The sequence below is a fragment of the Prosthecobacter vanneervenii genome, assembly GCF_014203095.1.
In the GTDB taxonomy this organism is placed as follows: domain Bacteria; phylum Verrucomicrobiota; class Verrucomicrobiia; order Verrucomicrobiales; family Verrucomicrobiaceae; genus Prosthecobacter; species Prosthecobacter vanneervenii.
Genome location: NZ_JACHIG010000006.1, coordinates 224,066 through 247,517 on the forward strand (window position 1 = coordinate 224,066; position 23,452 = coordinate 247,517).

The following is a 23,452-nucleotide window of genomic DNA, read 5'->3' on the forward strand; positions in this document are numbered from 1 at the left end:
TTCGCCATGCGCTTTTTCATTCCATTTCTTTTTGCGACTAGTGTCATCGCCCAGATCGGGCCGAATTACGAACGGCCGGAAACTGTGACGCCAGCAGGCTACAAAGGTGCCGTGAACTGGCGTGAAGCACGCCCGCTCGATACACTGCCGAAAGGTGCGTGGTGGCGCGTGTTTGGCGATGCCAGGCTGAACAGCCTCATGGAGATGGCCACGGCAAACAACCAGACGCTGAAGGCATCGGTGGCGCGCTTTGACCAGGCGCGGGCGGGTACGGGGCTGGCGCGTGCGGCGTTTTTCCCCACGGCGGATATTAATTCCGCCTTCACCACGCAGCGCACTTCCCCCAACATGCCCAGCGCCTTTCCGCTGAACGGCCTGCATTACGTTGGGCCGAGCTACACGGTGCCGCTGGATTTTAGCTGGGAACTGGATCTGTGGGGAAAGATCCGTCGCCAGAACGAAAGCGCGCGTGCGGATGCCGCTGCTGCCGCCAACCAAATGCAAAACGTGCTGCTCGGAGTGCATGCCGACGTGGCCACGAACTACTTCCGCATTCGTGCTCTCGATGGCGAACTGGCCACCGTGCGCGCGGCCGTGGGCTGGCGCAGGCAGGCGCTGGACATCGCACGTGCTCGCGTGAAGGCTGGTGCAGGCAGTGAACTGGAGCAGGCGCAGGCCGAGACCGAGGTGGCCAGCGCCGAGGCCGAAGTGGGAGCACTGCAAAATCAGCGTGACCAGCTGGAAAATGCCATTGCTCTGCTGACGGGAACAAACCCCAGTGCCTTTAAGATGGGGGGCAATCCAAGCCAGCTGCCTTCTCCGCCCGTCGTCCCAGCGGGTGTGCCTACTGATCTACTTGAGCGTCGCCCTGATGTGGCGGCTGCCGAGCGCACTCTGGCCTCCACCACTGCGCAGATCGGTGTGACGAAAGCCAATTTCTTTCCCAGCATCCGGCTCACGGGCCGCACAGGCTATCTGAGCGGCGATGTGGAAAAGCTCTTTGAGATGGGAAGCATGAACTGGAACATCGGCCCGAGCATCACGGTGCCGCTGTTTGCCGGTGGCAAGAACCGCGCCTACATGGAACGTGCCCGCGCCGCGCATGATGAAGCGCTGGCTAACTACCGACAGGCGATCCTGGCGTCGTTCAATGATGTGGAAAACGCCCTGGCTGCCATGCGCAATCTCAGCAACCAGACTGAGGCGCAGCACCGTGCACGCGCCAGCGCGCAGCAGGCGGCAAAGATCGCCCATGCACGCTATGAGGCTGGCACCAGTCCTTATCTGGATGTGATCGAGGCCAACCGCTCTCTGCTAACGACCGAGCGCGCCTGTGCCACGCTGGCCGGTCAGCGACTGATCGCCAGCGTGAGCCTGGTCAAAGCTCTCGGCGGTGGCTGGGATCAAAACCTGCCCGTGACGGTGCCTGCCATCACGCCTGATCCGGAGGCAATGGGTTCCACCGCACCGAAGAAAGGCTTTTTCACGAAGGTGAAGGGGTGGTTTAAGAAGGATTGATTCGTGCGACGGACAGGGAGTGTACGTCGTACCTCAAGCTTCCGCCAGCTTCCGATAGAGCTTCTCCATCGCCCCCGCGCTGCGGCAGGCGATGGCGGCCTGGGCGAGGATGCTGGCGACGTCGAGACGGGAGATTTTGACGCCCTGCTGAATCTTATCCCACGTAGAGGTGCGCATTTTGGCCACGGTTTGGATGCCAAGGAGCAGGGGCAGGGCTGTGGCATAGCGGAGCTTGCCGTGGGCCACGTGCTGGACGTACCGCAGGCCGCACTCGAGATGCTCGGTGCAGGTTTGCAGCCAGAGGCTCCATTCTGTCTGGATGTCCTCGGGCTGGCAGGGCAGGTAGCAGCGGCCGTCGCGGGTGTCTTCACCGATGTCTCGCAGGATGTTGATAAGCTGCAGGCCTTTGCCCATGCGAGCGCCCCATTCCTGCATCTGGGCGGTGCTCACGGCGGGGTCAAGAGAGGCGGGCAGCTCGCTGGCGCAGAGCTGGGTCCAGAATTCGCCCACGCATCCGGCCACCAGCCAGGTGTACTCGTCCAGCTCCTTTGCGCTGGCCAGGCGGCGCAGCTGGCCGTCTGAGGGAAAGCGGCGGATGTCGAGCATCTGACCGTCGATGATGTGCTCCAGCACGCTCTGAATGGCGGCCAGCGGTGCGGGTTGCATGGTGCGCATCCAGGCGATGCCATCGGCAAATTTTTCCATCAGGCGGCGCTCGGCATCATCGCTCTGCTGCGGGCAGAACTGGCGGATGAGCATGTTGGCGAGGCTTTGAACGTCACCAGTGCCACGAACAAGAGCGCGGTAGCGCTCGAGGCAGTCGAGGCGGATGGCGGCGTCCACGCTGGCAGTGTCGGCGATGGTGTCCGCCGTGCGGGCCAGCAGGTAAGCGAGGGAGATGGGCTCGCGCAGTTCCTTGGGCAATGCCTTGAGGGTGAGATAGAAAGAACGCGAGACCGATGCCAGCAGCTGGCCGCCGAGTTCGCGTTCATGGTGGGATTCGTCAGACATGGTTCTAGGTGCTAGATGGTAGATGCTAGATGCCGGAGCAAGCATTCTCTGCTAGCATTGGGAGAGTGAAGCACCTTTACGTTCATATTCCATTCTGCCACCGCATCTGCCCCTACTGCAGCTTTCACAAGCACACGCCGGGTGGCACGGACATGACGGCATTTGTGGATGCGCTGCTGAGGGAGGTGGAAAAACAGCCGCTGCAGCCGCAGACGATTTTCTTTGGCGGTGGTACGCCCACGATGCTGAGCGACGTGCATCTGGAGCGCCTGCTGTACGGGCTGAAGGAGCGGGTGGATTTCTCGCAGATGGTGGAGTTTACGATGGAGGCCAATCCTCGCAGTGTCACAGAGTCCAAGGCGGCGCTGATGCGTGCCATGGGCGTCACACGTATCAGTCTGGGCATCCAGGCCTGGGATGACGAAACGCTCAAAACCCTGGGCCGTGATCATGCAAGAGCTGATGCGGAAGAGACGTGGCAGGTGCTAAAAGCGGAAGGTTTTCCCAGTCTGAACTTGGACCTGATGTTTTCCATCCCGGGGCAGAGCATGGACACGTGGCGCAGCACGTTGGAGCACACCATCGCCCTACAGCCTGACCACATCTCCGCCTACAACCTGAACTATGAGGAGGACACGGACTTTTTCCGCCGACTCAAGGCTGGGGAGTACCGCGAGGACGAAGGGCGCGACGCGGATTTTTTCAATCTGGCGATCGATCTGCTGGAGGCAGACGGCTTTGAGCACTACGAGATCTCCAACTACGCCAAAGCGGGGCACCGCTCCGTGCACAACGAGGCCTACTGGATGGGAGAAGACTATTTGGGCATCGGGCCTGGCGCTTTTTCAACCGTGGGTGGCAGGCGCTGGCACAATGTCAAAGACACCCCGCGCTACATGGCGATGACGCTGGCCGGAGAAGATACCGCCGTGGAGGTGGAGGAACTCACACCTGATCAACGCCGCACCGAGCGTTTTGGCCTGGAACTGCGAACGGCGCGCGGCCTGCCGCTGGAGCTGATCGCCCCGGAGTCGCGCAAAATGCTCGAGACTCTGCGAGATCAGGGGCTGCTGAGCTATGACGAAAGTCACTTACGGCTGACCCGAGCAGGGAAGCCGCTGGTTGATCCCATCGCTGTGGCGCTGATGGGGTAGGGCAGGTTTATTTCACCGGGAAGGCGCCGGATTTCAGCGCAGCGGTGGTGCCCAGTGCCACTACGCCAATGATAGCGATCAAGTACAGGGAAAGCATGATGATCATCATGACGCCAACGAATTTCCAGAAGCCACGTTGTTCATTCAGGGCCTTGTCCAGATCGGCCAGGCTATGTGAGGCTGCTAGGGAGCCGATGCGGTTGGCATATTTCCAGAGTTTGGTGGCGGGGATGATGTACAAAACAGCAAAGAACACGTAAATCGCGGCTAGCGCGATGAACTGCACGTCACCAAAAGGGGAGTTGCCAGCCAGCTTGCCCTTGCCGATGGCGGCCACAACCGCCATGGCTCCGGCTGCCAGCAGCATGAAGATGACGCCGATCCACATCATCACTGACATGAAGCGTACCCAGGGCTTGGTGCCGGTAAGCTGAGCGATGGTGCTGGGGGCAACGATGTCGGAACTCACACCCGCAGGGGCCCCGTACAAGTTGGCAGATGGGGTGGAGTAAGGGTTGGCGGGTGTTTCCATGATAGGTGTGGAGATTGAGGTGAATGAGCGTCGGGTGTGAACCCGCACATTATTCAAACCTACGAAAATAATTCGATGGTTGTCAAAACCAATCGGAGCCGCTTCATTAGGCACCAATGGCAGCGGCGCGCGCGGACACCTTGCAATCAGTCGAACTCGCAGATGGCGTGGAGATTCAGCTCCGCGTCGCGGGTGTGGCAGTTCGCAGCATGGCTTACTTGATTGACCTGCTGATCCGCATAGCCATCTACATTGGTGCTTCCATCCTCATGTTCTGGCTTCTGGCAGACGTGCTGGGGCCGCAGGTCACTCTGGGACTGTTCCTACTTTTCATTTTCTTCATGGAGTGGTTTTACAACGTCATCTTTGAAGCGGGTGCCAAGGGTGCAACACCTGGGCAGCGCGTTTTCAAGCTGCGGGTCATGAGCATGACAGGGGGCCCGGTGACGCTGGCGCAGGCCGTGATGCGAAACTTTTTGCGCGTGGTGGATTTCATGCCGTTTTTTTACCTTACAGGGATTGTCTGCATGCTTTTCACCCGGCGATTTCAGCGGTTGGGAGATCTGGTGGCGAACACGGTGGTGACGTATGTCGAGCTGCCGCACACCGTTGTAGCTCAAGTACCAATTCAAGCAGAGCGCCTGGCACCCTCCCAGGTGCTCACGCGGGAGGAGCAGGCGGCGCTGTTGCAGTTCATCGAGCGTGCACCGTTATGGGCGGATGAGCGGCGTCTTGAACTGGCCTCGCTGGCGCAGCCACTGACAAAGGCACCCGGCCCAGAAGGATTGCGACGCCTTTGCGGCATGGCACTGTGGCTGCAGGAACCTGAGGAGAAACGCGCCACACCGCCACCGCTGAAAGGAGCAGCCTACTCCCGCTCATGACACCGGCGCAGTTTGAAAAGCAGATCGAGCCCCGCTGGCAGAAGCTGGAAAAGCTGCTGGCAGAGGCCGAGCAGAATCACCCCACGGCGGCGGTGGACGAACTGCCAGCCACCTTTCGCCAGGTTTGCCATGACCTGAGCGTGGCGCAGCACCGCATGAGCCCGCAGCGCCTCACTCAGAAGCTCAATGCGCTGGCCCTGCGGACGTACCGTGTGCTTGAGCGCCACAGCGCCGGGGGCTGGGAGGCGTTTGTGCGGCTGTTCTTTGTGGAGTTTCCCCAGGCGGTACGGGCAGAATGGAGACTCTTCTGGTGGTGCACCGCGCTGTTCTACCTGCCGGCAGTGCTGATCGCCGCCATTACTCCGGCACATCCGGAGTGGGCCATGGCGCTGCTGGGGCCGGAAGGCATGGTGCAGATCGAGAGCATGTACGGAGAGTCCAGCAAGCCCTCTGATTTTGTGCGTGAGAGCTATGGCTCTGGCTTTGCGGCCTTCTGCTTCTACATCTGGAACAACGTCAGCATCAATTTCAAGACTTTCGCCGGAGGCATCCTCGGCGGTGTGGGCTCTTTGTTTGTTCTGATGTTCAATTCCTTGTTTCTTGGCGCGGTATTTGGCTACGTGCACTATTCCGGCAATCCTATGACGCTGTATGCGTGGGTGGTCGCACACGGAGCGCCTGAAATCACCGGCATGATCATCGCTGCCATGGCAGGGATGCGGGTGGGGTGGTCGGTGCTGCGGCCGGGCCGCATGGAGAGGCGCGAGGCGCTGGTGCTGGCGGGGCGCAAAGCGCTGCCGCTGCTGATCGGTGCTGCGATCCTGACGAGCCTGGCGGCAGTGCTGGAGGGCTTTTGGTCGCCGCTGAACCTGCCGCTTTCGATCAAATTTGCCTCGGGTGGCATGTGCTGGGTGCTGCTGACGGTGTTTCTACTTTTTAGCGGAAGGAGGAGCGGCAATGCGGCTTGAAAACATCACCGTAAATCTGCGGCCGCGCCAGCCGTGGGAGGCTGTGGACCTGGGCTGTGCGATGGTGCGCCGGGACTACGGGCGCATCATTCTGCTTTGGGCCTGCACGGTGCTGCCGCTGTGGGTGCTGGTATGCATGCTGCTGCACGCTGCGCCGGTGTGGATTCCGCTCGTGGTGTGGTGGCTCAAGCCACTCTATGACCGTGTGCCGCTCTTCTTTCTGAGTCGCGCCGCCTTTGGAGAGCGCCCTGGCTTTGCCGAGACGATGAAACAGTGGCCGCGGCTGTGGCTCAAGAACTGCCTGCCTGCGCTTCTTTGGCGCAGGTTATCCTTCATCCGCAGCTTTGCGCTGCCCGCGCAGATGCTGGAGGGCCTAAGCGGAGGGGCTGCCAACCAGCGTATCAAGACATTGGCCATGGACGGAGGCGGCTCCGGGCTGAGCTTGTCGTATGTGTTTAGCAAGATCGAGCTGGCTGCCTGGATTGGCCTGATGGCAGGCACCTATGATCTGCTGCCGGAGGCTGCCCAGCCGGAATGGAGCGGGCTTTCCGCTGCGCTGGATATCGAAAGCAGCATCCCGCGTGCCTTCCTCTGGTGGGGAGCGGCCTGCCATATGCTTATCGTCACACTTATCGAGCCTTTTTATGTGGGGGCGGGCTTTGCGCTTTATCTGAACTGCCGCACACGCATTGAGGGCTGGGATGTGGAGCTGGCCTTCCGGCGCATGGCTGCGCGCCTGACTTCCGGCTCGGCTGCGCTTGTCATCGCCCTGCTGGCTTTGATGGCCGCTTCTTCGCCGCTGCATGCCGCAGACCCAAAGCTGGCGCAGGCTGATACCAACCCGGAATTGCGCAAGATGCTCGGTGAACTGGAGGGCAATATTAAGAAGGCAAGGCTGGGCTCTGAAGTGAAATCAGATCCCGCCAAGACCGTGGAGAAGGTGCTCAAAGAGCCGGAATTTGAAATCCATAAGATCAAAAGCAAGAAGTGGGTGCCCGATTTCAAATCTGAAAAGAAAAGCTCGGCTGAGATGCCATCGCTGGGCTTTTTGGAGATCATAGGGAAGGGCTTGTTCTGGCTCCTGCTCATTGGGCTGACTTCCTGGCTGGTGTATTATCTGGTGAGGAACCGTCATCTTTTCATCTCACGCAGTGCGAGCAGGGCACCAGTACGTGCGCCCAAGGTGCTCATGGGCATGAACATCACACGCGAGAGCCTGCCAGATGACATTGTGGCCGCTGCACGCGCCGCCTGGGCGACAGGAGACGGCAAAGAAGCGCTCAGCCTGCTTTATCGCGGTTCATTGTCCTGGCTGGTAAACCGCCGTCGGGTGCCGATCTCCGACAGCGATACGGAGGAAGACTGTCTGATGCAGGTGATCCAGGCCGGAGAGAAGCCTGAGGCAGAGTATTTTCGCCAGCTGACGGGGGCCTGGGTGCAGGTGGCCTATGCATTGCTGCCTGTGTCAGATGCCGAGATGGGTGCACTGTGTGATCAGTGGCCCTTCATTGAGAAAGGAGGGGCAGCATGACTCCTCGGCTTGCCATTCGCAGCCTTCTCATGCTGTGCAGCCTGCTGATGATCTGCTCGTGCGATGGGCACTGGGAGGATGTGGAAATAACCACAGGCTACAAGGGCAAGGCGCGTGTGAACCCCTTCCTGGCCGCCGAGCGTCTGCTGGACGAACTCGGCCACGATGCCCATGGAGCGAAGTCTCTGACCAAGATGCCAAAGCACGATGCCGTGATCCTCATCTCAGGGGAGGGTGGTCTGCCGCAGGGCCGGGCCAAGCAGCTGCTGCGCTGGGCCTACAGCGGAGGCCATCTCATCTACTGTCTGTCCGGCACACGTCCCTACAACGACTTTGAAACCCAGTTTGGCTCCTTTATCTCCGCTCTGCTGCTGGAAGAGGAAAAGGACACCGTTCTGGAGCAGCTCGGTGTCGGGGTGCAGAAGCGCTTGCCGGCCGAAGAGCTGCCGGGCTTGCTGGAAAAATTCCACGGAGAGGAAAAAGCCCCGGGCGCCAAGAAAGAAAAAGAGAAGGACAAGGCCGGGCAGAAGGAGGATGTCGGAGAGCAGGGGGCAAAAGACAAAAAGGCCAAAACCCAGGAGGAAAAAGACAAGGAGATGGAGGCAAATGAGGAGGTGTCATGGAATGGCAGGACCTACCATCTTAGCCTGGGCGGCTATCAAAGCATGGTGCTCAAGCGCAAGCTGCGAGCGGGGGAGTTTTCCGCCGGGTCCAAGAACGACTCCCTGGCGCTGCATCTGAAGCATGGCATGGGCAGCGTGACGCTGCTGGCGCATGCGCGTCCGTTCCGTAATCACTGGATCGGGGAGCATGACCATGCGAGCTGGCTGTCCGCGTTGGTGGGTGAAAATGCACGCAAGGAGGTGCTCTTTGTGGCCAGCACCTCGGGCAGCTTTTTTGGCATGCTGTGGCAGCATGGCTGGAAGGCGTTGGTGGCCCTGGGGCTTTGCCTGGTATTCTGGCTCTGGCAGCAGATGCCACGATTTGGGCCGCTCATGGAAGTGGAACTGGACGCCACTCGCCACTTTGCCAGCCACATCGGCGCACTGGGGGAGTTCTTCTGGCGCATGCGTCGTGCGCCCATGCTGGTGGATGCAGCACGCGAGGCTGTGTGGGAGCGGGTGCGGGAGCGCCACCGGCCGCTGGACGACGGCAGCCGGCAGATGAATGACCGTCTGGCCGAGGAAATCTCCCGCCGCACCGGGCTGCCAGCCAAGCGTGTGGCAGCCGCCTTTGATGCCGCACCGCCTGATAGCGCCCACAACTTTGTCAATCTCATGCGCGATCTCCAAGCCATGCGCCGTGTCCTTTAAACATCCATCATCCTCACCTCCATGAACCCCATTCTTCCAGAACCTGATGTGTCGAGCCTCTACACGCCGCCGCCTGCGGGTCAGCTTCCACCAGCAGGCTATTCGCCTCCGGTGGTGCCGCAGAGCACAGGGATTTTCCAGCAGATCCGCCAGGCGGTGGGGCAGGTCTTTGTGGGGCAGGAGGAGGTGCTGAACCAAGTGCTTGCCGCATTGCTGGCAGGAGGGCACGTGCTGCTGGAGGGAAAGCCTGGCCTGGGCAAGACGCACCTCGTCCTGGCGCTCTCACGCACGTTTGGCGGCAGCTTTCGTCGCATCCAGTTCACGCCAGATTTGATGCCTTCGGATGTTTGCGGCCATACGCTTTTTGACATGACCAGCGGCACCTTCCGAGTGCGGCGGGGGCCGGTCTTTGCCAATCTGCTGCTGGCGGATGAAATCAACCGCGCTCCAGCCAAGACGCAATCCGCACTGCTGGAGGTGATGCAGGAGACGCAGGTGACGATCGATGGAGAGAGCCACACGCTGGCACCGCCTTTCATGACCTTTGCCACGCAGAATCCCATCGAGCAGGAGGGCACCTACCCGCTGCCAGAGGCGCAGCTCGACCGCTTTTTGCTCAAAGTGCTCATCGACTACCCGGACGCAGCTAACGAGACCTGGGTGGTGAAGGCGGTGTCATCCCGTGCTTCGGGCGGCGGGCTCTCCACCTCCGAGGTGCCGCAGGTCTGCACGCCGCAGGACATTCTGGCAGCACAGGCAGAAGCCGCAGCCGTGCAGGCGGTGGAGCAGGTGGTGGATTATGCCGTCAAGATCGTGCGCGCTACACGCCAGCACAGCGCCATCTCGCTGGGGGCTGGCACGCGTGGGGCCATCAGCCTCGTGCGTGTGGCCAAAGCCTACGCACTGCTGGAGGGGCGCGGCTACATCACCCCAGCGGATGTGAAGCGCGCCGTGCTGCCGGTGCTTAGACATCGTGTGCAGCTTGCGCCAGAAATCGCCATCAGCGGCCAAAGCGTGGATGACATGCTGAACTCCCTGATCAAGACCATCGAAGCCCCCCGCGTCTGATTTTCATGCGTCCGACTGCCGAACTGCTCAGACTCTTCATCGCCTGGCTGGCGCTGGCGCTGGCGGCCTGTGTCTGGGAGAGTTTTGTCATCCTCTGGCAGATTGGAGGCGGGTTGCTGTTTTTGCTGCTCGCAGTAGATGCCCTGACTTTGCCAAGGCGTGGTCGTATTACCGGCCAGCGTTCGCTGCCGGGGCGTTTTGCGCTGGGGGTGAGCTCGCAGGTGACGCTGACGGTCACGCATACAGTCAGACGCACACTGAAGCTGGAGGTGTTTGATGGCATCCCTACTGCTGCGGAGGCGGAAGGGCTTCCGCATCAGGTCAGCATCCCACCCGGAGAATATGCCGCCATTTCGTATGACGTGAGCTTTGTGCGTCGCGGGCAGCATGTCTTCACAGCAGCGCATGTGCTGGTCGGCTCCGCGCTCGGGCTGTGGCGCAGGCTGCATTTTATTGCCGGGGAGAGCCAGACCAAGGCGTATCCCAATTATGAGCCGGTGGTGCGCTTTGCCCTCCTGGCGATGGCTAACCGGGTGGAGCAGATGGGTATTGTGCGCCGCCGCCGCATGGGGGCCTCGCTGGATTTCCACCAGCTGCGTGATTATCAGGATGGAGACATTCTCTCCCGCATCGACTGGAAGGCCACCTCGCGTCGCTCCACGCTGGTAAGTCGTGACTATGAGGAGACCCGCAATCAGACGATCCTGCTGGTGCCGGACTGCGGCCGCCGCATGCGTGCCCTGGACGGTGGGCTGAGCCAGTTTGACCACTGCCTCAATGCCATGCTGCTCATCGCCTTCATCGCATTGAGGCAGGGAGATGAGGTTGGCGTGGCTGGTTTTGGCGGAGTGCAGCGCTGGCTGCCGCCGGTGAAGGGGGCGCACAGCATGCCCAAGCTGCTGAACCACCTCTACAACTACGAAGCAAGCAGCGAGCCCAGTGATTTCATCGAGGCCGCCGAGCGTGTGATGACGCTGCAAAAGCGACGTGCGCTCGTCATCATGCTGACCAATCTGCGCAGCGAGGATGGGGCTACACTGGCCGCCGCCGCCAGCGCCATGCAACGCCGTCACCTGGTGCTGGCCGCCACCCTGAGGGAGCAGGAGCTGGATCAGAAGGCCGCAGCCCCCATCGACAATCTACATGATGCGCTGCAGTACGGAGCGCTCTCGCACTACTTTGGCGAGCGCCGCCAGCTGCTGGAGTCCCTGCGTGCGCGCAAGATCCTGACGGTGGATGAGTCCGCCCAGATGCTGCCGGTGGCACTGGCCAACAAGTACTTGGACGTGAAGGCAGGCGGTCTGCTCTGAGCCTTTGCCAGACGCGTGTTAAGCCGCGTATTTACATGATGTCGCGTTTTTCGCCACGCGTAGCGTTATTTGCGACAAAACTGTCGTGCTGGAGTATTTGGCATGCCCAGTCTCCTCAACACATTGTCAGTGCCCTATCCCTTGGCGGATCAGCACCGGCATGAGCCTGCACTGAGAGGTGCATGGCAGCGTGTGTGTGAGAGCGGCAGCTACATTTTGGGGCGGGAAGTAGAGGCGTTTGAGAAGGAGTATGCGGCGTTTCTTGGCGGTGGCCGGGTGGTGGGCGTGGCCAGCGGCACAGATGCGATTGAGCTGATGCTGCGCGCACTGAACATCGGGTCTGGCAGCAAAGTGGTGGTGCCTTCCTTCGCGCCTTCAGCCGTGGCTTCCGGTGTGCGGCGCAGTGGCGCGGAGGTGGTGTTTGCAGACATTGATCCGCACACATTTACACTCTGCCCCGAGTCCTTGGCCGCCCTGCTGCGATCTCCGCAGGGGAGCGGCGTAGATGCGGCACTGGTGGTTCATTTGTATGGGCACCCGGCAGACTGGCAGGGGCTGCGCAGTGTGGCCGTAGAGCACGGCATCGAGCTGCTGGAAGACTGCGCGCAGGCGCACGGCGCACTCTGGCAGGGGCGCATGGCTGGCACTCTGGGCAGGGCTGCTGCGTTCAGCTTTTATCCCACCAAGAACCTGGCCGCGCTGGGAGATGCGGGTGCGGTGGCCACACAGGATGCTGAACTGGCGGAGCGCCTGCGCCTGATTCGCGAGTATGGCTGGGGCCGCCGGAATGTCAGCGACTTTGCCGGTGTGAACAGCCGGCTGGATGAACTGCAAGCCGCTGTCCTGCGGGTCAAACTGGGCTCATTGCGTGACAACGTCCTGCAGCGGAGGCGGCTGGCGGCGGTGTATGATGCCAGTTTAAGCGGCTGCCGTATGGTGGTGCCGCCGGTGGTGCGCGGCGGCTGCGAGCATGCCTACCATCAGTATGTGATCCGCACCAAAAATCGCGAGGCTTTGCTGCAGCATCTGCAGCAGGCGGGCATACCTGCGGCGGTGCACTACCCTGTGCCGCTGCACCGGCAGCGTGCTTTTGCCGGCAGTCACATGCCGCTGTCGGAGGCTGAGCGTGCTGCCTCTGAGGTTATCTCCCTGCCAGTGCACCCCTACCTTTCCGAAGAAGCTCCTGCCGAAGTGGGTGAAGTCATAGAAAGGTTTGATCATGCGTGCGGCTGAATACGACCTGATGCATGCCGTGGAGGACGGGCACTGGTGGTATGCTGTGCTGCGAGGCCTCGTGGACGAAGCGCTGGCGGGGCGGCTGCCTGCTGCGGCGCGGCTGCTGGATGCCGGGTGCGGCACCGGCGGTATGCTGGCCTATCTGCAAACGCGGAAAGCGGATATGGAGCTGTCTGGTGTGGATGCCGCAGAACAGGCCGTGCGCTACTGCCAGCAGCGGGGCCTGGCTGCTGTGCAGCAGGGGTGGGTGGAGGCGCTGCCTTTTGCTGATGATGCTTTTGATGCTGTCCTCTGCCTGGATGTGCTCTATCACAGCGATGTTCATGAGCAGCAGGCGCTGGCAGAGCTGGCCCGTGTGCTGCGCCCACAAGGTCTGCTGCTGCTCAACCTGCCAGCCTTTTCCGTGCTGCGCGGCGCGCACGATGCTGCTGTGGGCGGTGCCAGGCGCTATGAGGCAGGCCAGGTGCGTGCGTTGCTAAGCCGCTCCAGCTTGGCTGTGGAGAAGATCCACTACTGGAACGCATGGCTGTGCCTGCCGCTGCTCGTGTGGCGACAGCTGAGCCGACTAACCAAAAGCACCGCCTCAGACCTGGGCTGTGCTCCGGTGTGGATGAACCGAATGCTGGCGTGCGCAGGCCGGCTGGATGCAGGGCTTTGCCGCTCCCTCCTAGTGCCCTTTGGCTCATCGGTCTTCGCCGTGGCACGAAAAACAAACTGCTCAGCCGGGAGGAAAGCTGCATGACTGTCATGAGCGACATGCCGGAAATGAGCTTTGTGGTGCCGCTTTACAACACGGGTGCGGGCCTGAAGCCGCTGCTGGATGCTTTTCGCGCCCTTTCCATCCCGGAAGCGTGGGAGCTGGTGCTGGTGGATGATGGCAGTGCGGACGACACCTTTCAGATGGCTCAGCGGCTCACGACTGATTTTCCCGTGCCGGTGACGCTTGTAGAGCTGGCGCGCAACTATGGTGAGCATGCCGCCGTGCTGGAAGGGTACCGCCGCGCACGCGGACGCTTGGTGGTGAATCTGGACGACGATCTACAAAACCCGCCGGAAGAAGCCGTCAAACTGCTGCGGCACCTGCGGTTCACCGGGGCTGAGGTGGTTTACTCACGCTATGCCCAGAAGAAGCATCCCTGGGCGCGCAATGCGGGCAGCTGGCTGGTGAACCGTTGTGCCACCTTTCTGCTCGGCAAACCCCGGGATCTCTATCTCTCCAGCTTTCGTGCACTGCGCCAGGAGCTGGTCGGGCGCATTGTGAGCTATCGCGGACCCTATCCATACATCGATGGTCTAATCCTCGGCGCGACCAACCGCATCGCCACGCTGGAGGTGGCACACGTAGAGCGCAGCATGGGCCGCAGCGGCTACACTCTGCGCAAGCTGGTGCGTCTGGCCATGAGCCTGCTTTTTGACTTCAGCGTGATGCCGCTACGCATGGCCAGCGTGCTGGGCCTGCTGCTTTGTGCCTTAGGCGGCCTGGTGCTGGCTGAAGTGGTGGCGGAGACTCTGATGGTGGGCCAGCGGCAGCTCGGCTGGGGCTCCCTGATGGGGGCGCTGGCAGTCTTCAGCGGAGCGCAGCTGCTGATGCTGGGTCTCATCGGTGAATACATCGGGCGTGCCTTTCTCACCGTCTCTGGCAAACCGCAGTCATTGGTGCGCGCGCTGATTCCGAATCCCGGGCCAACTTCCGCATGATCCACGAAACCGTCATCGAGAACTGCTCAGTGCGCGGTGTGCATCTTTTTGAGATGCGCCATGTGGTGGACCATGTGCGCGGCCATCTGACGGCGCTGGAGTTCACTCAGGACCTGCCGTTTGTGCCTCAGCGCATTTTCATGACCTATGGCATCCCATCCCTGTGCACGCGCGGGGAGCACGCCCACCGGCAGTGCGCGCAGTTTCTGGTCTGCGTGCATGGGGAGTGCCATGTGATCGTGGACGATGGGGAGAACCGCGAGGAGTTCTGCCTGAACCGGCCCACCTTCGGCTTGAGCGTGCCACCCATGGTCTGGGCGCAGGAGCATCTGCACTCGCAGGATTCAGTGCTGATGGTGCTGGCATCAAGGCCGTATGAAGCGGCGGATTACATTCGTGATTACCAGCAATTTCTGACTATGGTAAAGGAGGGGATGAACACAGCCGCATGAACACCAGCACAGACACCTCAGGCAAGAACGAGGAGGCAAGGGATAACGTGGCCGCGCTCTGGAGCAGGATCACCAACGAAATGCGCCGCCGCAGCCCGTGGACGACGGTGGCGCTCACGGCCTCCTTCACCCTTATCATCGGCTGGCTGGACCACATCACCGGTTTTGAGGTCACGTGGTTTGTTATTTACGGCATCCCGATTTTCATGACGGTTTGGTGGGCTGGCAACAAGCCTGGTCTCTTCATTGCGGTACTATCCGGCCTCGTCTGGTGGCTGGCCAACATGAGCACCACTCCCTACGAGACACAGCTTGGCTATGCCTGGGCGCTGGCCAACCGTCTGGTCTATCTCTGTGTGGGCGTTTTTGCCGTGACTGCGCTGCGCAACAAGCAGGAGGCTGACGAGGCACGCATCCAGATGCTGGAGGAGCGGCGGCAGCTGGAGAAGGATATCGTAACCGTCAGCGAGCACGAGCAGCAGCGTATCGGGCAGGATCTGCACGATGGCATTTGCCAGCAGTTGGCGGCCATCGGATTGGCGGTGCGTGTGCTGGCGGAGGATCTCCAGGCGCAGGGCGTGCAGTCTGCCGAGGATGCCAGCTTGATTGAAAACTCCCTGCAGCAGGTGGTGCTGGAGGCGCGCAATCTCGCACGTGGGATCTTTCCTGTGCATGTGGATCGCAGCGGCCTGGCTGCAGCGCTGGCAGATCTGGGAAGAATCACCAGCAAGCTCACGGGCACGCCCATTTCAGTCGACGACTGCGTGGACGTGCCTTTGGACGCTCCTGAGATTTCCATGCATCTTTACCGCATCGCGCAGGAGGCCGTGGCCAATGCCGTGCGGCACAGCGGCGCCACGGAGGTGCAGATCTCCACCAGGCTAAGCGGAGATCTGCTGGAGCTGCGCGTGGAGGACAATGGCAGAGGCATGCCTGCCACCTCCGCCGCACGTGGCGAGGGCATGGGACTGCGCACCATGCACTATCGCGCCCAGATGTTGCAGGCTGAGCTTTCGCTCGGCACACGCCCGAAGGGCGGTGCACATGTGACCTGCCGACTAGATCTGAGAAAAATCAAACCCACACCCAGTCATCCCAATGAAAAAAACTGAAGTTAAAGAAGCCAACGGTTACAAGGTGCTCCTCGTCGAAGACCATCCCATGTTTCGTGAACATCTGGGCCAGCTCATTGACAGGGATCTCGGCATGTCAGTCTGCGGGGAGGCGGACAACATCCGCGACGCCATGCGCCTTATTCTGGAGACCAAGCCTGACATTGCGATTGTGGACATCACGCTGCACGGCTCCAGCGGTCTGGAACTGCTGAAGGACATCAAGGCACAGGGGCTCGAAATCAATGTGCTCGTGCTTTCGATGCATGACGAAGAGTTGTACGCTGAACGTGCGCTGCGTGCCGGCGCGAAGGGGTACATTACCAAAAACGAAGCTTCCAGCGAGGTGATCGAGGCCATCCGCTGTGTGATGCGCGGAGACGTGTACGCCAGCCGACAGATGACTGCCAAGCTGCTGGAGCGCATGACGCAAAAGCGCAGCAACTCCGAACTGGCAGGCATGGAGACACTGGCGGACCGCGAACTCGAAGTCTTCCAGATGCTGGGCCGGGGCAAGAGCACGCGCGAGATCGCGCAAACACTCAACCTTGGGGAATCCACCGTGGAAACGTACCGTGCGCGCATCAAGGAAAAGCTGCAGCTGCGCAGTGCTGCAGAGCTGTATCTGCGCGCCGGGCAGTGGGTGCGCGATCATGGTGCCTGAACATGCGCTGAGTGTCAGCTTTAGCGGCTGTGGTGATGCTTACCACAAGGCATGTCTTTTGCTCAAATCAGGCGTTTCAGGGCAAAATAACAGCATAACTAATCCCTGAGCCATATGTCCAAACGCAGCCGTCAAAAGCACTCCGGAAGCAAAGCAGTGGAACGCGCCTCCGCACCCCTTGTCGAAGCCGCTGTTCCGCATGCTGAAAATGAGGCGCTAATGCCGGCTTCTGATGGGGGTGAGAGTCCTGTTGCAGTCGCACAAAAGACTCCGGCGTGGGTTCATGCTGCAGTAGCCGTATTGCTTGCAGGACTCTGCGTGGGCCTTTACAGCTGGACGGCAGATTTTCCGATGGCTTTTGATGACCATACTTATCTCAAGGATAATCCTTTTTTCAAGGATGGTGCCACCTTTGACTACCTGAAGAACTTTGAGGAGTTTGCCAACCGCCCTGCAAAGATGGGCTCCGACCCTGACTATGCAGTCAACGCAGTGCTCCGCCCAGTGGCGTATGTCAGCTTTCGTCTGAATTATTTGCTCGATGGATTCCGGCCCCACTGGTACCGACTGGTGAATGTGGCGGTGCATGCGGTGAATGCGTTTCTGGTCTATGCACTCGTAGGTGTGCTGCTCGGTCATTCATCGCGAGTGCAGAAAGTGCAGCGCAGTTCTGTATTCTTCATCGCAACGGCAGCAGCCCTGCTGTTTGCCGCGCATCCGCTGGCCACGGAGTCGGTGACTTACATCATCCAGCGCTTCACCTCCCTGGTGGTTCTTTTCTCGCTGATCAGCCTGTGGCTGTATTTTGCGTCATTTCACATTCAGGAGCGGTGGGGAGGGCGGTTCCTACGCGGTGGAGCGGTGGTGGCGGCTTTGCTGGCCATGCAGACCAAGGAGGATGCAGTGATGGTGCCTCTGCTGGCCCTGCTGCTGGACTGGCTGGTGCTGGGCACGGGCCTGCGCGCCGCCCTGCTGCGTGCGCTGCCCCTGCTGCTGCTGCTGCCGGTAGTGCCCGGACTGGTGCTCATGACCTCGTCAGCACAGCATGGCGGACACGACTGGCATGCGGCCATGAACATTGTGAACTCGCGCGATGATCCGCTGAACCACTGGCACTACATCGTGACCGAACTGACGGTGATGACTCATTATCTGCGGCAGATGTTCTGGCCCAAGGGGATGAACCTTGACCCCGAGTGGCCGCTTTACAAATCCTTCTGGGAGCGGCCTGTGCTCCAGGCGGTTATTGTTCTGACTGGGATGGTGCTGGCGGCATGGAAGCTCTTTCAGCGGCATCGGCGAGATGCCAGATTTGCCCTCGGCTTTGCCTGTGTGATCTGGTTTTTGCTCACCGTGTTTGTGTCCTCCGGACTGGTGCCGCTGCCTGACCTAGTGGCGGAGCACCGCTCCTATCTGCCCTCCATCGGCATCATGATCCTGGTGGCTTGTCTCCTGGACTGGCTGCGCAGCAGCGGCCTGCACAGGCATGCGCTGCGCATCGGGGTTCCAGTCTTTACGCTTCTGTGCGTGGCTGCGCTCTCCTGGAAGACCTGTGTGAGAAACAATGTGTGGCGCACACGCGAGAGCCTGTGGGAAGACACTGTGGCCAAGAGCCCCGGAAAATATCGCACTTGGGGCAATCTGGGTGCCGCCTACTCCGATGCAGGCAAAAACGAAAAAGCAGTTCACTGCTTCCGCGAGGCGCTCAAGGTGGAGCCCCGTTTTCAGAACGGACTGCTCAACCTTTCCAATTCGCTGCTCAGGCTTAATCGTCCAAAGGAGGCCTTGGATACCACGATGAAACTTATCAAGATGGACAGTACAGCCACGACCAAGCCACCAGTGGCTTTCACTCTAGGCCTGAGTCTCGCGGGAGTGGGCAGGTATGACGAGGCTGTAGCAGTCTTCCGGGACATCTTGCATGCCATGCCTGATGATCCGCAGGCTCATAAGGCCCTGGGGCTAGTCTATTACCAGACCGGCTTGCCGCACAGGGCGCTAGATCATTACAATGCCGCTGCTCAGGTGCAGCCGAATGACCCTCAGCTGGAGCGCCTCATCGAAGCCGCCAAGGTGGCGTTGGCCAACAAGGGCAGACCGCGATAGGTTGTGCGCCGGAGGGGGAAGGATGCAGTTCATTGTATTTCAGACTTTAAGTCTGAAATACGAGTGCATATGATACTGCGTTAATTCATGACAGCGACCTCATCCACCCATGCCGAAAAGGCCGCATTTCCTGCTGCCAAAGGAGGGATGGCGAACTTGGAAGATGCCAGCTCTTCTACCGCGCCGGCTGGCAGTCGCGTGAGCGAGCTCACGGTCAAAATGCGCGCCAGCCCGATTTGGATGGCGCTTGCGATGCCCATGTTTCTGACGGTGGTTCTTGGCTGGCTTGATCAGATCACCAGCTGGGAGATCAGCTGGTTCATTTTCTATGCAGTTCCCATCATCATGGCCGTGTGGTGGGCCGGCGTCAGAGGTGGCATGCTCACTGCCATTTTTTCCGGTGCAGTGTGGTGGGTGGCCAACCGGTACACCAGTCCCTATAAGACGGAGATGGGCTATGCCTGGGCTATGCTCAACCGGGAGTTTTATTTTTGCGTGCTGGTTTTTGCTGTGAATGCCGTGCGCGGCAAGCAGGACGCAGACGCTGCCCACATTCGCATGCTGGAAGAGCGCAGACAGTTGGAGAAAGACATCGTCAGCGTGAGCGAGCATGAACAGCAGCGCATCGGCCAGGACCTGCACGACGGCCTCTGCCAGCAGCTGGCTGCCATAGGCTGCGCCTTGCATGCGCTGGCGGAGGATCTCTATGCACAGAGGCTGCCAGCGGCACAAGATGCCGCCCTGGTGGAAGAGTCCGTGCAGCAGGCTGTGGCGGACGCGCGCAATCTCGCCCGGGGTATTTTCCCAGTGCATGTGGATCACGCCGGCTTCTCCGCCGCACTGAAAGAACTGGCGGGGAATACCAGCAGGCTGACGGGTGTCTCCATCGTCATCCAAGAGAGCGGAGAGACGCAGATCGAAAATCCCAAGGTGGCGATGCATCTCTACCGCATCGCGCAAGAGGCGGTGGCCAATGCCGTGCGGCATGGTGGCGCACGTGAAATCGTCATCTCTGTAAACCGCCATCGCGATGCGCTGGAACTGAACTTGGAAGACAATGGCACCGGCTTGCCTGAAGGCTCGCCACCTACTGCAGGCATGGGCCTCCGCACGATGCGCTACCGGGCTCAGAGCTTGGGTGCCAGCTTCGAGATCATGCCCCGTCGCTCCGGCCCTGGCACCTGTGTCCGCTGCTGCCTGCCGATCAAAGATTTCTAAAGGCTGCCGGGCCTATGATGAGAGGGGGCGGATCTAACGCTGCAGGGCAGAACTCGCTGCCGATGCGGTGTTGATCCATTCGCCGATGATCTTGAGAACCTCCGTGCGTTTTCGGAAAAAGAGAAAATGATCGTCCTGCTCAAAGCAGCGGGTGGTGACGCGCATGCCGCTTCTCTCCAATTTCTCAGCGTAGCCTGATACATAATCCCATGGCACACGGTCATCGCTCCCGCCTGAAATGACGAGCGCAGGGCGGCCCTTCAGACGTGAGGCCAGTGTGGATGGGGAAATGCGGTTGTGCAGCACGGCAGAGAGGAAGATGAGCGTGCGGAATTTGGGCCCCTCAGAGGACTCCGCCAGGCACATCCCCTTGCCGCCGTTGGAAAGGCCCATGAGGTGAATCTGCTCCGGGTCGATGGTGGCGTGGTTTCCCGCATCGGTGATGGCGCGCGTGATGGCTTCGTAGCCGCCCTTTTTCTCCCAATTTCCAAGGCCAAAGGTCGGCGCGATGACGGTGATGCCCAGCTCATCCGCGAGCTTTGAGAGAAGCCAGATGTAGGCTTTGAAGTTGCCACCGCTGCCGTGCAGAAAGACTAGCGCGGGCGTTGGCTTGCTGCGGTCCACCTTCGCAGGAATGTAGTGGAAGTAATGTCCGTCGCGAAACTGGCCAAAGCTCATCTCATGATAAATAGAGGGCAGGGCGGAGCCTGCAGCGGTGAAGTCCGGTTCTGAACCTATCTCGGCATAGATAGAGTCAGTCATCGCAGAGAGTTCGCGGCGCTGCTTTTGATTGAAGAAGGGATCCAAGGCCGAAGCGACGGCATAGCCGAGATGGATCTGATCGATTTCCGGCAGCATGGAGCCCAGGGCCAGACGGTCGTAGTGCCAACCGCCATCGGAGTAGCGTGAATGAATGCGCGCTGTCTCTGGTGTATGCGCCGTGGGCGTCTGCCAGAGAACAACCATTATTCCCGTCGCAGCCAAGGCAAGCATGGTTTTCGACAGCCGCATCTGCAGCACGGAGCCACGCTCGTCACCGATCCAGTACAGCAACGGCCCCAGGCCGAGCAATCCTGCTGCGCTGAGCAGCATGCCCTGCCAGGTGATGACACAGCACAGACCGAAGAGACTCAACGGCACCGCAAACAGCGCCAGCATGAGCGAGGCAGCTTTCAGGAGAACTTGAGGAGACGGCATATGCCGAATACTCAAGCAGAGCCAGTTTTCCCGGGCGAATCAATAATACTTCACCAGCCCATCTCTCCACAGAGGCTTGAGCTGATCGACGGGGGAGTCAATGAGCGTGGTGCCATTGTGGGAGATGTAGAGGTAGGGGTCGCGGGTGGAGTCGCCGATGATGACGAGGCCGGCGGCTTCGGCGGCTTCGACATGCTCGGGGTCGATTTCGACAAGGAGGCGGCCGGGAGTTTCGCCAAAGAGGAGTTCGGCGGTGGTGAGGCCGGCGGCGGCGGGCATCTTGTCGGTGGCAATGCGGAGCCCGGCTTTGCCGCTGAAGGCCATTTCGGCCAGTGCGACGGCGAGGCCGCCTTCGCCGATGTCGTGGGCGCTGAGGATGGCGCCCTGCTTCACCAGCTCGTAGTAGCGGCGGTAGGCGGCGAGGCTTTCGACTTCGCAGAAATCAGGCGCTGCGTCCATGCCGATGCCCTTGGTGTACTTGGCCACGATGCTGCCGCGAAGTCCGGCGCTGGCCTTTCCGAGGATGGCGATGCTGCTGCCGACGCGGCGCAGGGATGCACCCACCACGTGCTTGGCATCTTCCACAATGCCGAAGCCGCTGACGAGCAGCGTGACGGGGATGGACACGGGGCCTTCGTCGGTGACGAAGTAGTTGTAGAAGCTGTCCTTGCCGGAGACGAAGGGGGTGGCGTAGGCAGTGGCGGTTTTGGCCATGCCCTTGGTGCATTCCACGAGGGCTCCAAGCTCGCGCTCGCTGTCGGGGTTGCCCATGCAGAAGTTGTCCAGAATGGCGATGCGGTCGGGATTGGAGCCCATGGCCACGAGCTGGCGCATGCACTCATCCACCACGGCGCGGCCCATGAGATTTGGGTCGGTCTTGCCCCATTCAGGAAGGAGGGCGCATGCCATGGCGACGAGCTGGTTGCTGCCATCCACGCGGATGACGCTCCCGTCCTGCGGGGCATCGCCGGAGGCTCCGGCCAGGGGCTTGAGGACGGTATTGCCCTGCACCTCGTGGTCGTACTCACGGATGACGGGCTCGCGGGAGACGATGGCAAAGTCTGCCAGCAGTGTCTTGAGTGTTTCAGTCCAGGATTCCGGGCGCACGGGCACGGCGGGCTTCACGGCGGGCTGGGTGCGCCATTTGGCCTTCATCTCGCGGCGTGGGGCCTCGTGCAGAGCGGCTACGTGCAGATCGCACACAGTGGTGCCGTGGTGCAGCACTTTCAGTCGCTGGGAGCCGTCTGCCTTGGCCAGCACGCAGAGCTCAGTCTGATAGATGGCGGCCAGTTCCTGCATGGCTGGGAGGTCTTTCTCCTCGATGGCGATGACCATGCGCTCCTGGGATTCGCTGATGAAGACCTGCCAGCTTTCGAGGTCGGGGGCTTTGAGGGGAGCGTTTTCCAGCCAGACCTCACCGCCGGTCTCGCGCAGCATTTCGCCTGCGGCGGAGCTGAAGCCGCCTGCACCGCAGTCGGTGACGAACTGGATGAGGCCCTTCTCACGTGCGGCGAGCACGAAGTCGGCGGCCTTCTTTTCCTCGATGGGATTGCCGATTTGCACGGCGGTCTGGTCTTCCTCGTGGGAGTCGGTGGTCAGCTCGGCGGAGGAGAAGGTGGCACCTTTGAGGCCGTCCTTGCCAGTGCGGCCGCCCGCAGCGATGAGCAGGTGGCCGGGCTTCACCTCCTTGGCGATGTCCTTGATCGGGATGATGCCGGCGGTGCCGCAGAAGACGAGGGGATTGTAGATGAAGGTGTCGTCAAACTGGATGGCACCATTCACGGTGGGGATGCCCATGCGGTTGCCGTAGTCGCGCACGCCGCGCACCACGCCACGCATGACGCCGAGGGGGTGGATGACGTCCTTGGCCTTGATCTGGTCCTGCTCGATGTCGGGCGGGCCGAAGCAGAAGACGTCGATGGAGGCCACGGGCTTGGCACCCTTGCCTGCGCCGAGGATGTCGCGGATCACGCCGCCGAGGCCGGTATTGGCTCCGGCGTAGGGTTCGATGGCGCTGGGGTGGTTGTGAGTCTCCACCTTGAGGCACACGGCCTTGTCATCGTCCAGGCGGACGAAGCCGGCGTTGTCCTCAAAGGCGCTGAGTACGAAGTCGGGCTTGTTCTTGCAGATCTCCTCCGTGACGGCGCGGATGTAAGTCTTGAAGAGGCCGTCCACGGTTTCTTCCTTGCCGTCCAGCACGTGGGTGATCTTAGCGCCAAAGATGCGGTGCTTGCAGTGCTCGCTCCAGGTCTGGGCGATGACTTCCATCTCGACGTCCGTGGGCTCGCGGCCTTCGTCCTGGTAGATCTTCTGCACGGCCAGCATGTCGGCGCGTGAGAGCGAGAGCTTCATGCGCTTGGAGAGGTCAAGAAGCTGGTCGGCGTTGAGATCGCGGAGGGGGATGGTGCGGAAAACGGCTTTGGACATGGGTGGGAACCCCCTGACTAGGCGAGGAATCGGCCGGGTTCAATGCCGGAGGC

At 60.9% G+C, this 23,452-nt stretch carries 20 protein-coding genes; 16 read left to right on the forward strand and 4 right to left on the reverse strand.

Annotated elements, in window-relative coordinates:
• The first annotated feature begins 6 nt into the window (after positions 1-6).
• A complete protein-coding gene (locus HNQ65_RS15280) occupies positions 7-1,518 on the forward strand; it encodes an efflux transporter outer membrane subunit (RefSeq protein ID WP_184340443.1) in 1,512 nt (503 codons plus the stop codon).
• Positions 1,519-1,551: 33 nt separating this feature from the next.
• Here HNQ65_RS15280 and HNQ65_RS15285 read toward each other — a convergent pair whose 3' ends face one another.
• On the reverse strand, positions 1,552-2,529 hold the full coding sequence (locus HNQ65_RS15285; RefSeq protein ID WP_184340444.1) for a phytoene/squalene synthase family protein: 978 nt from the start codon (positions 2,527-2,529) through the stop codon (positions 1,552-1,554).
• A gap of 65 nt (positions 2,530-2,594) precedes the next feature.
• Here HNQ65_RS15285 and hemW point away from each other — a divergent pair, with 65 nt between their 5' ends.
• A complete protein-coding gene (gene hemW / locus HNQ65_RS15290) occupies positions 2,595-3,683 on the forward strand; it encodes a radical SAM family heme chaperone HemW (RefSeq protein ID WP_184340445.1) in 1,089 nt (362 codons plus the stop codon).
• Between the two features lie 7 nt (positions 3,684-3,690).
• Here hemW and HNQ65_RS15295 read toward each other — a convergent pair whose 3' ends face one another.
• Positions 3,691-4,215, reverse strand: coding sequence for a DUF5362 family protein (locus tag HNQ65_RS15295; RefSeq protein ID WP_184340446.1), 525 nt, complete (start codon positions 4,213-4,215; stop codon positions 3,691-3,693).
• Between the two features lie 116 nt (positions 4,216-4,331).
• On the opposite strand from HNQ65_RS15295, the gene HNQ65_RS15300 reads away from it, so the two are divergent.
• The 14 genes from HNQ65_RS15300 to HNQ65_RS15365 all read left to right on the forward strand — a co-directional run bounded on the left by HNQ65_RS15300 (position 4,332) and on the right by HNQ65_RS15365 (position 19,775).
• Complete coding sequence (locus tag HNQ65_RS15300) at positions 4,332-5,099, forward strand: RDD family protein (RefSeq protein WP_221306178.1); 768 nt, start codon at positions 4,332-4,334, stop codon at positions 5,097-5,099.
• Positions 5,096-6,067: a stage II sporulation protein M gene (locus HNQ65_RS15305; protein ID WP_184340448.1), complete on the forward strand. Its 972-nt coding sequence runs from the start codon at positions 5,096-5,098 to the stop codon at positions 6,065-6,067. Before HNQ65_RS15300 ends, HNQ65_RS15305 begins: the two co-directional genes overlap by 4 nt.
• Complete coding sequence (locus HNQ65_RS15310) at positions 6,057-7,598, forward strand: DUF4129 domain-containing protein (protein WP_184340449.1); 1,542 nt, start codon at positions 6,057-6,059, stop codon at positions 7,596-7,598. Before HNQ65_RS15305 ends, HNQ65_RS15310 begins: the two co-directional genes overlap by 11 nt.
• Positions 7,595-8,911: a DUF4350 domain-containing protein gene (locus tag HNQ65_RS15315; RefSeq protein WP_184340450.1), complete on the forward strand. Its 1,317-nt coding sequence runs from the start codon at positions 7,595-7,597 to the stop codon at positions 8,909-8,911. Before HNQ65_RS15310 ends, HNQ65_RS15315 begins: the two co-directional genes overlap by 4 nt.
• Before the next feature lie 21 nt (positions 8,912-8,932).
• Positions 8,933-9,979 (forward strand): AAA family ATPase, encoded by a 1,047-nt coding sequence (locus HNQ65_RS15320; RefSeq protein WP_184340451.1) that lies wholly within the window; start codon positions 8,933-8,935, stop codon positions 9,977-9,979.
• A 5-nt stretch (positions 9,980-9,984) separates the two neighbouring features.
• Positions 9,985-11,289, forward strand: a complete 1,305-nt coding sequence (locus HNQ65_RS15325; RefSeq protein ID WP_184340452.1) for a DUF58 domain-containing protein — start codon at positions 9,985-9,987, stop codon at positions 11,287-11,289.
• A gap of 102 nt (positions 11,290-11,391) precedes the next feature.
• Positions 11,392-12,522, forward strand: a complete 1,131-nt coding sequence (locus HNQ65_RS15330; protein ID WP_184340453.1) for a DegT/DnrJ/EryC1/StrS family aminotransferase — start codon at positions 11,392-11,394, stop codon at positions 12,520-12,522.
• Positions 12,509-13,267: a class I SAM-dependent methyltransferase gene (locus tag HNQ65_RS15335; protein ID WP_184340454.1), complete on the forward strand. Its 759-nt coding sequence runs from the start codon at positions 12,509-12,511 to the stop codon at positions 13,265-13,267. The genes HNQ65_RS15330 and HNQ65_RS15335 overlap by 14 nt, the downstream gene beginning before the upstream one ends.
• A 5-nt stretch (positions 13,268-13,272) precedes the next feature.
• Positions 13,273-14,223, forward strand: coding sequence for a glycosyltransferase family 2 protein (locus tag HNQ65_RS15340; RefSeq protein ID WP_184340455.1), 951 nt, complete (start codon positions 13,273-13,275; stop codon positions 14,221-14,223).
• Positions 14,220-14,675, forward strand: a complete 456-nt coding sequence (locus HNQ65_RS15345) for a sugar 3,4-ketoisomerase (RefSeq protein WP_184340456.1) — start codon at positions 14,220-14,222, stop codon at positions 14,673-14,675. The genes HNQ65_RS15340 and HNQ65_RS15345 overlap by 4 nt, the downstream gene beginning before the upstream one ends.
• Complete coding sequence (locus HNQ65_RS15350) at positions 14,672-15,787, forward strand: ATP-binding protein (protein WP_184340457.1); 1,116 nt, start codon at positions 14,672-14,674, stop codon at positions 15,785-15,787. Before HNQ65_RS15345 ends, HNQ65_RS15350 begins: the two co-directional genes overlap by 4 nt.
• Positions 15,774-16,451 carry a response regulator transcription factor gene (locus HNQ65_RS15355; protein WP_184340458.1) on the forward strand — a complete coding sequence of 226 codons (678 nt, stop codon included), beginning with the start codon at positions 15,774-15,776 and terminating at the stop codon, positions 16,449-16,451. The genes HNQ65_RS15350 and HNQ65_RS15355 overlap by 14 nt, the downstream gene beginning before the upstream one ends.
• 351 nt (positions 16,452-16,802) lie before the next feature.
• Positions 16,803-18,557 (forward strand): tetratricopeptide repeat protein, encoded by a 1,755-nt coding sequence (locus HNQ65_RS15360; RefSeq protein WP_184340459.1) that lies wholly within the window; start codon positions 16,803-16,805, stop codon positions 18,555-18,557.
• Between the two features lie 87 nt (positions 18,558-18,644).
• On the forward strand, positions 18,645-19,775 hold the full coding sequence (locus HNQ65_RS15365) for a sensor histidine kinase (RefSeq protein WP_184340460.1): 1,131 nt from the start codon (positions 18,645-18,647) through the stop codon (positions 19,773-19,775).
• A 33-nt stretch (positions 19,776-19,808) separates the two neighbouring features.
• Here the strand turns inward: HNQ65_RS15365 and HNQ65_RS15370 are convergent, their stop codons facing one another.
• A complete protein-coding gene (locus HNQ65_RS15370; RefSeq protein WP_184340461.1) occupies positions 19,809-20,972 on the reverse strand; it encodes an alpha/beta hydrolase in 1,164 nt (387 codons plus the stop codon).
• A 39-nt stretch (positions 20,973-21,011) separates the two neighbouring features.
• Positions 21,012-23,399, reverse strand: a complete 2,388-nt coding sequence (purL, locus tag HNQ65_RS15375; protein ID WP_184340462.1) for a phosphoribosylformylglycinamidine synthase subunit PurL — start codon at positions 23,397-23,399, stop codon at positions 21,012-21,014.
• Positions 23,400-23,452: the final 53 nt, after the last annotated feature.

Excerpts from the sequence above, each read along its gene's own strand:
- HNQ65_RS15285 (WP_184340444.1), bottom strand. The coding sequence starts at position 2,529 with ATGTCTGACGAATCCCACCATGAACGCGAACTCGGCGGCCAGCTGCTG.
- HNQ65_RS15350 (WP_184340457.1), top strand. The coding sequence starts at position 14,672 with ATGAACACCAGCACAGACACCTCAGGCAAGAACGAGGAGGCAAGGGAT.
- HNQ65_RS15330 (WP_184340453.1), top strand. The coding sequence starts at position 11,392 with ATGCCCAGTCTCCTCAACACATTGTCAGTGCCCTATCCCTTGGCGGAT.
- HNQ65_RS15365 (WP_184340460.1), top strand. The coding sequence starts at position 18,645 with ATGACAGCGACCTCATCCACCCATGCCGAAAAGGCCGCATTTCCTGCT.
- HNQ65_RS15355 (WP_184340458.1), top strand. The coding sequence starts at position 15,774 with ATGAAAAAAACTGAAGTTAAAGAAGCCAACGGTTACAAGGTGCTCCTC.
- HNQ65_RS15345 (WP_184340456.1), top strand. The coding sequence starts at position 14,220 with ATGATCCACGAAACCGTCATCGAGAACTGCTCAGTGCGCGGTGTGCAT.
- HNQ65_RS15370 (WP_184340461.1), bottom strand. The coding sequence starts at position 20,972 with ATGCCGTCTCCTCAAGTTCTCCTGAAAGCTGCCTCGCTCATGCTGGCG.
- purL (WP_184340462.1), bottom strand. The coding sequence starts at position 23,399 with ATGTCCAAAGCCGTTTTCCGCACCATCCCCCTCCGCGATCTCAACGCC.
- HNQ65_RS15320 (WP_184340451.1), top strand. The coding sequence starts at position 8,933 with ATGAACCCCATTCTTCCAGAACCTGATGTGTCGAGCCTCTACACGCCG.
- HNQ65_RS15305 (WP_184340448.1), top strand. The coding sequence starts at position 5,096 with ATGACACCGGCGCAGTTTGAAAAGCAGATCGAGCCCCGCTGGCAGAAG.
- HNQ65_RS15280 (WP_184340443.1), top strand. The coding sequence starts at position 7 with ATGCGCTTTTTCATTCCATTTCTTTTTGCGACTAGTGTCATCGCCCAG.
- HNQ65_RS15325 (WP_184340452.1), top strand. The coding sequence starts at position 9,985 with ATGCGTCCGACTGCCGAACTGCTCAGACTCTTCATCGCCTGGCTGGCG.
- HNQ65_RS15300 (WP_221306178.1), top strand. The coding sequence starts at position 4,332 with ATGGCAGCGGCGCGCGCGGACACCTTGCAATCAGTCGAACTCGCAGAT.
- HNQ65_RS15315 (WP_184340450.1), top strand. The coding sequence starts at position 7,595 with ATGACTCCTCGGCTTGCCATTCGCAGCCTTCTCATGCTGTGCAGCCTG.
- HNQ65_RS15295 (WP_184340446.1), bottom strand. The coding sequence starts at position 4,215 with ATGGAAACACCCGCCAACCCTTACTCCACCCCATCTGCCAACTTGTAC.
- HNQ65_RS15335 (WP_184340454.1), top strand. The coding sequence starts at position 12,509 with ATGCGTGCGGCTGAATACGACCTGATGCATGCCGTGGAGGACGGGCAC.
- HNQ65_RS15340 (WP_184340455.1), top strand. The coding sequence starts at position 13,273 with ATGAGCGACATGCCGGAAATGAGCTTTGTGGTGCCGCTTTACAACACG.
- HNQ65_RS15310 (WP_184340449.1), top strand. The coding sequence starts at position 6,057 with ATGCGGCTTGAAAACATCACCGTAAATCTGCGGCCGCGCCAGCCGTGG.
- HNQ65_RS15360 (WP_184340459.1), top strand. The coding sequence starts at position 16,803 with ATGGCTTTTGATGACCATACTTATCTCAAGGATAATCCTTTTTTCAAG.